Genomic DNA, 12931 nt, shown 5'->3' on the forward strand with positions numbered 1-12931 from the left:
AATTTTGCCTCGTTCGCTATGGCTTCAAAGTGGCGATATTGACCGTGTCGGCACCCGCCAGTTTGGCTTCATCTATGACTTCTACCAGTAATTCAGAGCGAACGGCTTTATCTACCTGAACGACTACTGGGCGTTGTTCTTTCATCAACAATTGCTCAACAGTAGAGCGCACGCCGCTCACACCGATATTGGCACTGTCATACACCACTTCACCGGTTCGGGTAATTGCCAGCATAATGGCCATTTGATCGAGCTTTTGTGCTGATATTGCCTGGGGTTTATCTACCTCTACCCCAGTCTCTTTTACAAACACTGTTGAAACGATAAAGAAAATTAAAAGTATAAAAACCACGTCTAGTAGCGGAGACATATCAATGCCTTGCGCTTGCTGGTTTTCAAGGCGTCGCTGTAATCGACTTGCCATGTTTACGCCTCCCTTGCTACGGCGCGCTTTACCGCACCATTAACAAACATCAACAAAAGCCAGCCAGGAATAGCCAAGGTTAAGCCAAGCTGAGTGGTAAAAAGTGCATCGGCAATGCCACCAGTGACGACTTGACTATCGACACCTAACGACATCATTCCGGTGAAACTCACTTGTAGGCCTGCAATTGTTCCTAGCAGGCCCATCAAGGGAAGAGCACTAACCAGTACGCCAGGTACCATTTCTCGCTTTGTAAGCTCTTTCTCTCCATCACGTACTTGGGCTATCTCTTTGCGTGTAGTAAACAACACAAAGATTTGCTGGTAAGCAAACCATGCCACCAGCAGCATTAACCAACACAATGCATTCCCCGCTAGCTGTTCAATCATTAGCTTGCGCTCGCTTGCTTTTGACCATCACTCTTTTGGTCGCTTTTCTCAGCAACGTCAGGCTCGTCATTGCTAAGTACAAGCGCGAAACTTTCGAGCTCTTCGTAGTAATGTCGCGCTTTGCGAGAGAGTACGGCATTTAGAATTAATGCCGGTATGGCCACAACTAAGCCTAACTCTGTCGTAACCAAGGCTTTAGCGATCCCGCCAGAAATAACTTCGGGGTCGCTTGAACCGAATGCCGTCATCATTCTAAAGGTTTCAATCATGCCGCTTACCGTACCTAGAAGACCTAGCAAGGGTGCAACGGCAGCAGTTACAGCAATGGTGCCGTTGTATTTTTCAAGCTTGATTTTGTCTTGCTGGAGTGCAGAAAACAGTTCATCGTCGCGTTCAGTTGGCGTGCTTGCACGCTTAGTTATGTCATACAGCTCGCGCTGCATGCCATCAAAGAAGCCCACACCTGAACTGCCCACCATGTTCACCAGAGCTTTGCCTGATGCTACTTGCTTAACCTTCGGCAAGCGCCATAGCTGAATAACTTTAAACAGTGCGATAAGCGTAGCGAGAAGGGCAAACAAAACGATAGGGATCACCCACACTCCGCCTTTCACAACATGTTCAATTACCCCTTCTGACGCTTGCTCGCGCGTTGCTGCGCGGCCAAGGGTAGGATCTATTTTAATGCTGCCATTGCCGCTGCTTGCCAAGCTTGCAAGGCTTTCGGTATCCGTATCTGAAAAAGTGGACGTAGAGGTAAACAGGTCTTGCTTACGCTCTGCCGTACCCGCAACGTTTTGTGCTTGCGCCAGATACCACGTCACCGGGCCAAGAGTAAGCACTTTTGCTTGGGTCACTTCGCCATTCGCTAGTACAACCTTTCCTGCACTGAAATTAGGGGTTTGTTGATTGGCAAACTCTTTCGCTTTTTCACCCACTTTCTGGACTTTGTCAGACAAGCTCATTTCGCTTAATGACAGACTGTCTACACCAGTTTGAAGCAGGAAACGGCTCAACAAATTTTGTTGGAACTCTTGTTGCTCGCTCCAGCTCGATAGGCGATTTTCTAACTGTGAAAGACTAAGGGTTCTTTCGTCCATTTTACGGCGGGCGACCGTGGTTTCATTACGCAGTTTCATTACCTGCTGTTCAAGCGCACGCAATTCATTAGCCAGCGCTACCCGCTCTTTACTAATTTTGCTTTCGGTGCGCTCCAGACGCGCTTTCGCGTCTTTAATATTGGCCAGCATGCTATCTTCAGGCGCTGCCACTGCCGGTACACAAACCACAGCTGCGCACAAAGCAACACATGCTGCGATGAGAGAGGATCTCAACATTGGATTAAATGCTGTGAGGACGTGAGATAAGCATTTCATTCGCCTTCTCCTTTGGCCAGCGTAAGTGGTAAAGAAACAAAGTCAGGTTCATGCTTTTTCTCAAAAATAGCGACGGCAAGCGCTACCGATTCGCTATCGACATTGTCACTAAATTGCCACTGCCACTCGCCATTTTTAACATGACCGGCCCCCTGATATTGACCATCAGCGTTGGTAAACCACGCATAGCTGCTGCCAACAAAGAACTGCTTAACTAATACATCTTTGTCATCGGGAGCACGCATTGCGGTTTCGTTGACCAGAAGTTTGCTATTGAATTGCGCAAGGGATGAAAGTTTTGCAAGGGTGACCTGAAGCTTATTTGACGTGTCGGCGTCAGCCGCTAATTCGGCTTGCTCTTTATCCCACGTCTGGCGAATAATTTCAGGCAGCGACGAGTAAAGGCTGTCTACTTGCCCTATTACTCCAGTCAATGCACGCTCTACCCCACCCTGTTGTGCTTCAAGCTCACTTTGCTCAGAAAGCAGTGCTTCTCGCTGGGCTTCTACGTCGGTGGTTGCAGCCTTACTTTCGTCAATCATACTCTGCAGCTGAGTACGTTCAGCTTTAAGCAGTTGAATACGCTGACGCAATGCAGGCTCTGATTCACGCCACTCGTTTTCTAGCTTTTGCGTCTGGCGCTCAATGCTAATCCACTTTTCAGTGAGCCCGTCGATATCGCTGGCTTTTGTTGCTGCCATCACAATACCTGATGAAGCCACGGCAAGTGATACCAGTACAAAAGAAAGCGCTGCACTTCTTTTAACTTTCATTCAAATCCCTTACATCTCTTAGCTGAATTAATGAGATTGCCGGCACGTCGATATCGCTATCGAGGCCGGCATTTTGATGTCTTGTTACTGCTTGCTAAGTATTAGAACTGGTAAGTAGCAAACAACAAGAAGCTTCTTTCTGGTTCATTGAAAGTATTCGCCCCTGCGTTAGATGCTTGTGTACCTTCACGCTTAACGCTTTCGTTAAACAAGTTCTTAACCGACACGTTGAAGCTTAAGTTTTCGTCGAACGCGTAAATGGCGTTAATGTTGGTGATGGTATAGGCTTCGCGATCATCAGCTTCGATAACGGCGCCCGAATTAACGCTGGCCGTAGGGCTTTCTGTCTCACCATAGTGTTGAGCGCTAAGCACAAGCTCAAGTGCATCGGTGGCTTGCCAGCTTATTAGCGAGTTCACTGTGTAGTCAGGAACGATAGATAATGGCTGGCCAGTAGATTTATCTTCTGACTCAAGCATCACGGTAAAGTTGGTCGACCACTCAATAGTGCTGGTTACAGGGAACAACAAGTTACCTTCAAGGCCAGAAATAACCGCTTCAGGAACGTTAAACCACTGGAATACCTGAACGTTGGCCTCGCCACCTTCTTCGCCAGGTAACACATACTCTGGCGGTACATTACCGGTGCCAATTTTGTCTTTATAGTCGTTGTGGAAGTAAGTAATACCCGCGTTCAAGCCCTCTTCGTTGGTGTAGTTAACACCAATTTCTTTGTTTACTGAGGTTTCGTGCTCTAGGTCAGGGTTTCCTAGAATGTGACACCCGCCACCTAGGTTAGAGAAGTCAACTGGGCAACCATTACCTCGGGTGTAGTACACGTAGTTAGGGTTTAATTGATAAAGGTTTGGCGCTTTAAAAGCACGGCTAATACCACCTTGAACCACAATATTAGGCGACGCCTGCCATGATGCATTCAAGCTCGGGCTAAGGTTTGTACCCGCTTTGCTGTGATCATCAAAACGTAGTCCAGGCGTAAGCGTGATTGAATCAGTTAGCATGATGTTGTCTTCAACATACACACCTACAAGCGTGGCGTCGGTTTCAGATGGACGATTTTCTGGGTCAGTCTCTACACCAGGAATAGTGCCGTCATCAACCACATTCAGAGAAAGCTGATTGCTAACTGAATCGTCTAGGGTCTCTTTGCGGTATTCCGCACCAAACGTAGCGGTTTGATTGAAGCCGCCTAACGTTAAAGGCACATTCCACTCGGTCTTTGCCGTAATGTTCTCTAATTTGATGGTGGTCATCTCAAGGCTATTAATGCGACCTTCACCACCACCTGCAGAGCCTTCACCTAAACGGCTGTTAGACGTGCTTTCGTATTGGATATAGCTAAATGAATCGCCGAAGTCATACTCACCATTGTGTGTTACGCCGAACGTGCGACGATGCATTACTAGTGTTTCTTCACCAATTAAGCTCTGAGCATCAGTTTCTGCCAGGTCTTCAGGCTCAGGTATGATGACGTTGCCGTTTTCGTCAACGGGGTAGCTTACGCCTTGAAATGCATTGTCACCGGCATAGCGGTTGCCTTGGCGGCTATAGGCTGCTTCAAAGTCCCAGCGATTAATTTCATCTTGGTCGAAGCGAACAAGAGTACGCACGTCGATGTTTTCAACACCTTCACGTCCTGCACCTACCGCTTTTGCTGTACCGCCGCGGCCCGTTGTTACGTCTGTTGCGTCTAAATTTACGCGTGGGTCGTCAGCGTCCTGTTCGTTGTAGTTAACAATAGTGCGGTGAGAGAAACGCTCAGATAAAGGCGCACTTGTTACTAGGTTAAAACGACGGTTGTCGCCTTCGTATTTATTTGAAGAAAGCTCGGTCTGAGCGGTGATAGAGGTAGAAGCTTCATCAGGAGACTTAGTGATAATATTGATAACACCACCTGATGCGCCAGAGCCATAGCGAGCCGCTGCTGGACCACGAATAACTTCAATGCTCTCAATCGCTTCAGCTGGAACCCAGTTGCTGTCGCCCTGTGTGTTTCGCTCGCCTGAACGGCCCATTTTTACAGAGTTACGCGACAACACTGGCTTGCCGTCAATTAAAATAAGCGTATTTTCTGGACCCATTCCGCGAATGTCGATTTGACGTTTGTTGCCATACTGTCCTGAGCTTGAGTTACCTGTAAGGTTGATACCCGGCATGGTTCTTACAATTTCAGCGATATCGTTAGTGACAGGACGACGTTTGAAATCTTCTTCCGTAATGATAGACACGCCTTGGGCTTGCTTCAGCTCTTCAGACGCAGATTGCACAACGGTGGTGTCGAGCGTTTCTATCTCTTCGCTTTGCGCCAGCACACCCGCTGACAACATGGGAAACAGGGTTCCTAACAAAATAATGCGCTTACCATTTACAGGCATTTGATAATCCTTAATGTGTTGAGTGTTGGCCAGCCAGTGGCTCGCCATTTCAAAATGTTGTGTCTTGTTACGCGCGGCTTAACTTCATAAATGGCTCTAACGCCAAACATGAGCAAAGCACTAACTATTTGAGTTAGGGCAATTGGTGTGATTATTGTTATTCCAAGAAAGAATGCCCAAAAGTGAGACTATCCGTAGAAACTTGCATCCCCTGTCTGTCATAGGGAATTTTCATCGCTTTATTTCTCTTCTTATTTGCAAGAAGTGGCTAATCGTGCTCAAATCGCACTGCATCTTAATGACAATTATTATCATTTGCAATTTAATTAATATTGAAAGGCTTTTTACTTTCTTTACATAAAACTGACGAATATGCTTAAAACACAGCTAAATACAATTCCTAAAACCCTTGCAGCACTGTCTGATTACGAGAACCTGGCTCGGGAGCGACTAACTCCACAATCGTGGGCGTATATTGCCGGTGGCTCTGCAGATGAATTGTCGATGCGAAGAAATCGAGAAAAACTAGACGACCTGTGTCTACTTCCCCGCGCTTTGAAAGATGTCAAACTGGGGGGAACTAAAACCACCTTGTTAGGGCAGCAGTTTGATCACCCTATAATTTCAGGGCCTGTTGCTTATCAAGTGCTAGCGCATCCCGATGGTGAGATTGCGACGGCGATGGCAACACAAGCTCAAGGCGGCTTGTGGGTAATGAGCACGTTAGCCAGTTGCTCCTTTGAAGATATATCTAATCAGGTGGAAAGCCCCCGCTGGTTTCAACTCTATGTTCAACCTACCCGTTCACAAACTCTAGAACTCATACAAAAAGCAGAGCACTTTCAGTTTTCAGCATTGGTAATCACCATCGATGCGCCAATTAACGGCTTGCGAAACCGTGAGCAGAGAGCTGAATTTTCGCTCCCTCCAAATGTGCGCGCGGTCAATATAGATACGCCTCCTCCCTTAGTACACCCTGGAGAAGGCAAGAGCGTGGTATTTCAAGGGCTTATGGCACAGGCTCCTACATGGGACGATATTGCTTTTATCCAGCAACACACGTCATTGCCCATTGTGTTGAAAGGTATTCTTAATCCACTGGACGCTCAAAAAGCAGCGGAACTTGGCGTAGCGGGTATTGTAGTGTCGAATCACGGCGGCCGTGCTTTGGACAGCGTGCCTTCACCGGTAGAAATGCTTCCTATTATTCGCCAAACGGTTGGTGATGAAATGATGGTACTGGCCGACAGCGGTGTGCGCAGAGGCGCTGATGTGGTAAAGCTCATGGCACTGGGTGCTAACGCCGTGCTTATTGGTCGGCCTCTGATGTACGGATTGGCCACGGCGGGGGCATTAGGTGTTGCTCACACTATTCGATTGTTGAGAGACGAGCTTGAAATGACAATGGCGCTTTGCGGCGTAGGCTCCATAGAAGAAATAAATAAGCACTGTTTATGGCCCACAGATTAGATAATTTCTTAGAAAATTTCACCGCGCAAACACGCATTACTTGCAGGTCTTTAAGCTTAGGTTTCACTCCACTGTCTTAACAGATTGTGATACACACCCGAAAGCCTGACAATTTCAGCGTTATTAGGCGTCTCGGCGCTAAGTGCCTGAATACTCATATCTAAGTCGTACAGAATACGGCGTTGTTCAGCACTTCTTACTAAACTTTGCATCCAAAAAAAGGACGCGAGCCGACGGCCTTTTGTAACTGGCGTCACTCTATGTAAGCTGGTCGAGGGATACATCACCATATCGCCCGCAGCGAACTTTACACGTTGTTCTCCATAGGTATCTTGGATTACGAGTTCTCCCCCTTCATATTCTTCGGGCTCACTAAGAAAAACCGTCATTGAGATATCTGTACGAACCTTTACAGCAGTTCCTGCCACTCGCCTAATGGTATTGTCGATATGATCGCCAAACTCTCCTTCACTCTGATAGCAGTTGAACATGGGAGGGTATATTTTGTTTGGTAATCCTGCTGCAAGAATATGCTGCGACTGACCCATCAAGCTCAAAATGAAATCTCCGAGCTGACGTGCCGTGGGAGAATCTTCAGGCAACTGCAGGTTTTTCTTAGCATGTAACGCTAAATGCCCCGCTGTTACAGCGCCATCAACCCAATCGGCTTTCTCAAGAAGCGACACCGCATCGGTGACTTCTTGTTTGGTAAGGAAGTTCTCAATTCTAACCAGCATGATGTTCCCATTGTGGCAAAGCGAGTAAAATATAAAAAACCAGCCAGAGGTCTTTTTACCTAAGACTGGTTTTATAATAACGAATACTCAATTAGAAAGTATAGTTAGCAAAGACAGCTACACTTCGAGGGTTCCCTGGACGGAAGTGCCCTTTAGCGCTGTAATCTACCACGTACTCTTCATCTGTTAAGTTATCAACGTTTAACTGAAGCTTTAGATCCTCTGTCACTTGATAAGAGGCCATTAGGAAAAGCGTAGTGTAAGAATCGACCGTGAAATAAGCCGTATTTCTGCGCCAGTAGGTTTCACCAGAGTTGTAATAGATACCACCGCCCACATTCAGTTTGTTATCCATTGCAGCATAGTTAACCCAAATGTTAGCCGTATCATCTGGCGACGCTTGTAGACCGTTACCGATAGAATCCGCTGTCGTGTCCTGGGTAACTTCAGTATCTAAACTCGCATAGTTTGCAGAGATTGATAGTGAGTCCGTTAGCATACCTGTAACACTGACTTCATAGCCTTTAGACTCTTGCTCACCCGCTAGCGAATACACTGTGACACCGTCTTCAATATTTTGTGAATCGACCACGTCTTTCGTAGTTTCAAACACAGCACCGCTAACAAGTAGCTGGTCGTTAAAGAACTGCCATTTCACACCAAGTTCAGTGGTTACTGCATTTTCAGGCCTTACCGCATTTTGTGCGGCGTTGGTTGATAGCGCTAACGCTACGCCGGGCGGCTGCTTAGAATTACTGTGACTTAGGTAAATATTACCGTTCTCTGTAGGCATATAGCTCACCGCTGCACCGTAGCTAAAGTAGCTGTCTTGAGCGTCGAGCCCATCGAAACAACCGCTACGTCGACCACACGCAGAACCGGAGATATCAAAATCGTCATAACGCGCGTTAATGTCTACTTGAAGGTGCTCACCGACTTTGATGGTATCTAGAAGATATAAGGCTACCGTGCTCGCATCGCCCGAAGTGTCATTGCCGCTACGCGTTGTGCCACCTGTTACAAACACGTTGTTTTGCAAGTCGAACGGGTTAATGGTGGGAGCTTCCAACACATTGCCTTGCCCATCGACATAGGTGTAATTTGCTGTCACACCAAAACTGGTACGCTCTTCTTCTGCTACTTCTGCACCCAGCACAACTCGATGCTTCAAAGCCCCTGATTCAAGTGAAAGAATTGCGTCTAGTTGTGATACAAATAAATCAGTCTCTTCGTCCAATGCTTGCAAGCGCTCAGCATTCAATAGGTTAGCCTCTTCACCTGAATTCCACCACGGACGACCAATTACTGACTCTTTTTCGTTGCTACCAAAACGGGTTTGGCTACGAAGCGTTACCACGTCGTTTACTTTGTGATTGATAACTAAGGTGTACATTTGTGTCGACACTTCTTCGAAGTCACGGCCCGGAACACTGTAATATTCGTCCCATAAACTCGAATCTATCGGTCCTTCGGGCTGACCTGTAGCTTCTGCAGCCGCTGAAGTTAGGAAGGGAAGACCAAGCACCGGAACGTTATCCTGCTCCATCACAAATACATCAAGGTTTATGTCTGTTGCTTCATTCACTTTATAAAGTAATGAGCCCGCCGCACCAGTGGTTTGGTATTCCTCAACGCCATTGTCAAAGAAGTCACCGCCATCGCTGTATAACAGGTTTAAACGGCCGGCAACATTCTCAGAAAGCTTCTTATTGTAATCCAGTGTTACACGTGCGTTTTCGAAGGAGTCATAGCGACCTGACACTGCACCAAAATCCTCAAGTCGCGCACGTTTAGTTGCCAGGTTAACGCTACCACCACCGGTAGAGCGTCCGTCTAACGAGCCGCTTCCGCCCTTGATAACTTCTACAGCTTCGTAGTTGAAGGTATCGCGGCTGTAACCGGCTATATCGCGAATACCGTCTACATAGATATTTGAGCGTGCATCAAAACCACGAATGGTGACCTTGTCGCTGGCAGACACGACACCGCCACCACCTTCACCACCACCAAACGTTGATACGCCTGCAACGTTTCGAAGCGCATCGTTTAAGTTGGTAATCCCCTGATCTTCAAGAAGGCGTTCTGAAATCACGTTGATCGAACGAGGGGTATTCGCGATGGGTTGCGTTAGCTTTACTGAAGAGGTTTCGTTAACTTTATAACCCGCTTCTTCGGTAGCTTGAACCTTAGTGGTTTCTAACTCTTGAACTGCGGTATTCTCTTGTTGAGCGAGTGCAGTTCCAAATGGTATTGCTGCGGTGACTGTCAGCGCTAGTGCGCTTTTTTTTGTATTCATTTTCTTCATGAAAAAGAAGTCCCTTTAGTGCTTTTAAGTGTGTGATTAAATGCCTAAATGTACCGAGTTGAATTTTGGCACCGAGTAAAATACAGAGAGATTAAACTTAATGCAAATTATTATTATTTGCATATGCTTTTACAAATTTACACTAAACTGACAGTCAGAACTGATAAAACACGGGTTGATTAAGAATAAGCACACGCTCATATGGCTTTCTTTTTCATTGGCTGAAGGTGTTTTGTAACAGTATGGTTTTGTAGAATTGAGCTAGAGATGCTGTAAGAAAAATGCCCTTAGTTCATCATAAGTCATATAAGACTCTGGAGTTTCATGGGCGATGAGGTATTCCGCATGGGACAGTCCTTCCACAATCTCAAGTTGACTCGAACCGTTGAAATCGCGAATTTTTCTATGCAGACGGACTGCATCGCTTAAAAATAGATCGCGTGTTCCTGCCACGATGAAAACAGGCGGAAACGAAGTAAAGTCACCATAAATAGGCGAAACACTAGGGTGTGATAAGTCGATAGTTCCAGCGTAAAGCGCTGCCGCAGATTGTAGTAGCCCTTCGTAGGTAACCAGCACACGATCAGCACCTTCATTAACTTGTCGACTATCCCCTGCCTGCGTTAAGTCTACCCATGGTGTGCCTGTATAGATAGCGCAAGGAAGGCTTATACTCTCGGCGGCCAGTGACTGTACAAGTGCAAGAACCAGCCCGGCGCCTGCGGATGTCCCTCCAACGAGTATGCGACGACTGTCAACGCTATCTAAAAGCGCTAGGTATACAGCTTTTAAATCACAAAGCGCGGCAGGTGCTGGGGCATGTGGCGGCATAGCGTAATCTACACTCAATACGGTTATTCCTAACCGTGATGCAATCAATAACCCTTCTTCAATACTCGGTAAGCCACCAAAAAATACATAGGCGCCCCCATGCACGTCTATATAAACATGGTTTTCAAAATGCGGTGACACCTCTTTCGGTGTGAGCTTACGAACTGTTACGCCGGCTATTTCCAGTAATTCCACACTGACACCTAATTGTTTACGCATGTTCTTTATTTTTTTCTTTTGCTGCGCATTTCGTTGCTGCACGAGGTCCCGCCAACTAGCAGCATCTTGAGGTACCGTTGCCTTAACCTCTGCGATAGGTGTCGTCGGAAATTTTTCGGTAGCATGCTTAAGAGCATCACTAACGGTCTGTGTTTTTGGTTCGTTAGGTTTTGACATTATTTGCAGTGTTAAAGTTAATAGCAGCGAGTTGGTGCCAAGAATGTATGAATCCTACCAGCCTACACCGAATATGGAGTGCATAGCGTAACGTATTAACTCGCCCGAAGCTTCAACATATAGTTTATACCAGTCTGCACAGATAATTACCCTTTCAGCGAGAGTTAAAATGTTCGCGACCGCGGCGTGTTACCACAGGTATATTGGTTCTACATCAAGGTGAAACAACAAAGAGTAATAAAATCTGTATTGAAGATCAGTCCTTACTTGGTTGTGCATCTGATATGATTGGAAATACTAGTCGAGCGCAGCGTGTTTTGGGGGCAGACAGGAAGAATTAAGCTGCATGTAGCCAATACACTCTAAGACATCTTGGTAGAATAATTAATAAGGATATATACAATGAAAAGAATACCCCTTCGTAAATGGGCAATGGCGGCAAGTTTCGCTATTTCGGCAACAGCCTTTGCAGGAAATGTAGAGCACGACCAGACCTCAGTTTGGAAAGTGTCGAAAGGCGATGATGCGGTTTATGTAGGTGGTACAATACATATTCTACCAATCTCTGAATTTCCATTGCCCGCTACGTTCACTGAAACCTATGAAAAAAGTGACACATTAGTTTTTGAAGTAAAAATGCCTGCCCCAACGGATATTGAAGGTCAGCAAAAAATGATGGCTGGGCTTGCTTACAAAGACGGTAAGTCGCTTAAAGATGATGTATCAGAAGAGACCTATCAGGCTCTCAATGTTTATTTAGCCAACTTTGGCGCAACAGCCGATCAGTTAGCGCAATTTAAGCCTGGCATGGTTGCATCAATGCTGGTAGCTATGGAAGCACAACGCTCTCAGTTAGCTGGACAAGGTGTAGATGCCTACTTCATGCAGTTAGCTGCTCGCGACGGAAAAGCCAGTGAATATCTGGAATCGTTAGATTTTCAAATCAGTATGCTTGCCAATATGGGAGCCGGTGAAGAAGACCGCCTCATTTCTGAAACTTTGGAAACGCTACCAGAGCTAAAAGGCATGCTTAAGAGCACCATTAAAGCATGGAGAGAAGGGAATACTCAGAAAATCGATGAACTGGTGGTAGACACATTCAAACGTGAGTCTCCCGCTTCGTACGACGATGTTTTTACTAAGCGCAACCAAAACTGGCTACCTCAAATCGAAGCCATGTTTGGCGATGATGACCAAGAATTTGTCTTAGTCGGTGCTGGCCACCTAGTTGGCGATGACAGTGTTATCGCCTTATTAAAAGCGAAAGGCTACAAAGTCGAGCAAATGTAACCCCCTTGTTGCTACCGACCTAAATATCAAAGCTAGGCATAGTCCTAGCTTTTTTATGTCTATTACAGAGGGAAATCGCTCTCTAAACCTGACAACGCAGTGATGCGGTATCGGAGCTCTTACATAAAAGCAAGGATGGCTTTACAGCGTGTTCCCCTCTCACCAAGCTTTATAGATGCCAAAGGGGTGGCGCTTATTCAATCTAGAACTCTCAGCTGCATGGATGAAGCTGCGAAGCCGCTAATACAAAAGCACGGATGGGTCCACGGCGTGTTACTTCTTCTTCCCCTCAAATGTTTTGATATGCTTCGAGAAGGGAGTGATTGTTGTGCCCTCTGAAACCCTACACCGTAGGGACGCGGTGTCGGAGCCCCCATGGATGGGTTTACGGCGTGTTTCAGAGGGCACAACAATAACGAACTAAATCGCAGGCATAAAAAAAGCGCACCTAAGTGCTAATGCCGTTCACTTAAGGTGAGCGGCATTTTTCTTTCTGCTGTATCGCTGTGGTCTCTTCTTAACTGTTCGGGGGAAGCTGCGTTCTCGC

Annotated in this window: 10 protein-coding genes; 2 read left to right on the forward strand and 8 right to left on the reverse strand. The window is 46.5% G+C overall.

The genetic code is table 11. The features are described 5' to 3' along the window. Positions 1-16 precede the first annotated feature (16 nt). From MHN09_RS10135 to MHN09_RS10155, 5 genes are all read right to left on the reverse strand, one after another. Positions 17-424: a biopolymer transporter ExbD gene (locus MHN09_RS10135; RefSeq protein WP_239240515.1), complete on the reverse strand. Its 408-nt coding sequence runs from the start codon at positions 422-424 to the stop codon at positions 17-19. Between the two features lie 2 nt (positions 425-426). Next, positions 427-813, reverse strand: a complete 387-nt coding sequence (locus tag MHN09_RS10140) for a MotA/TolQ/ExbB proton channel family protein (RefSeq protein WP_239240518.1) — start codon at positions 811-813, stop codon at positions 427-429. Continuing rightward, positions 813-2189: a MotA/TolQ/ExbB proton channel family protein gene (locus MHN09_RS10145; RefSeq protein ID WP_239240521.1), complete on the reverse strand. Its 1377-nt coding sequence runs from the start codon at positions 2187-2189 to the stop codon at positions 813-815. The genes MHN09_RS10140 and MHN09_RS10145 overlap by 1 nt, the downstream gene beginning before the upstream one ends. Further along, positions 2186-2962 carry a DUF3450 family protein gene (locus MHN09_RS10150; protein WP_239240524.1) on the reverse strand — a complete coding sequence of 259 codons (777 nt, stop codon included), beginning with the start codon at positions 2960-2962 and terminating at the stop codon, positions 2186-2188. Before MHN09_RS10150 ends, MHN09_RS10145 begins: the two co-directional genes overlap by 4 nt. A 101-nt stretch (positions 2963-3063) precedes the next feature. Continuing rightward, on the reverse strand, positions 3064-5355 hold the full coding sequence (locus tag MHN09_RS10155) for a FepA family TonB-dependent siderophore receptor (protein WP_239240527.1): 2292 nt from the start codon (positions 5353-5355) through the stop codon (positions 3064-3066). Between the two features lie 372 nt (positions 5356-5727). Between MHN09_RS10155 and MHN09_RS10160 the strand changes: the two genes are divergently transcribed. Then, the gene (locus tag MHN09_RS10160; RefSeq protein WP_239240530.1) at positions 5728-6825 is read left to right on the forward strand and encodes an alpha-hydroxy acid oxidase; all 1098 of its coding nucleotides are present in this window, start codon (positions 5728-5730) and stop codon (positions 6823-6825) included. A 56-nt stretch (positions 6826-6881) separates the two neighbouring features. Here MHN09_RS10160 and MHN09_RS10165 read toward each other — a convergent pair whose 3' ends face one another. From MHN09_RS10165 to MHN09_RS10175, 3 genes are all read right to left on the reverse strand, one after another. After that, positions 6882-7562, reverse strand: coding sequence for a Fe2+-dependent dioxygenase (locus MHN09_RS10165; RefSeq protein WP_014951030.1), 681 nt, complete (start codon positions 7560-7562; stop codon positions 6882-6884). Positions 7563-7653: 91 nt separating this feature from the next. Next, complete coding sequence (locus MHN09_RS10170) at positions 7654-9867, reverse strand: TonB-dependent siderophore receptor (protein ID WP_239240533.1); 2214 nt, start codon at positions 9865-9867, stop codon at positions 7654-7656. A gap of 261 nt (positions 9868-10128) precedes the next feature. Further along, complete coding sequence (locus MHN09_RS10175) at positions 10129-11094, reverse strand: alpha/beta hydrolase fold domain-containing protein (protein WP_239240536.1); 966 nt, start codon at positions 11092-11094, stop codon at positions 10129-10131. A gap of 402 nt (positions 11095-11496) precedes the next feature. On the opposite strand from MHN09_RS10175, the gene MHN09_RS10180 reads away from it, so the two are divergent. Continuing rightward, the gene (locus MHN09_RS10180; RefSeq protein ID WP_239240539.1) at positions 11497-12384 is read left to right on the forward strand and encodes a TraB/GumN family protein; all 888 of its coding nucleotides are present in this window, start codon (positions 11497-11499) and stop codon (positions 12382-12384) included. Positions 12385-12931: the final 547 nt, after the last annotated feature.

The organism is Alteromonas sp. MmMcT2-5 (assembly GCF_022348315.1).
GTDB lineage: Bacteria > Pseudomonadota > Gammaproteobacteria > Enterobacterales > Alteromonadaceae > Alteromonas > Alteromonas macleodii.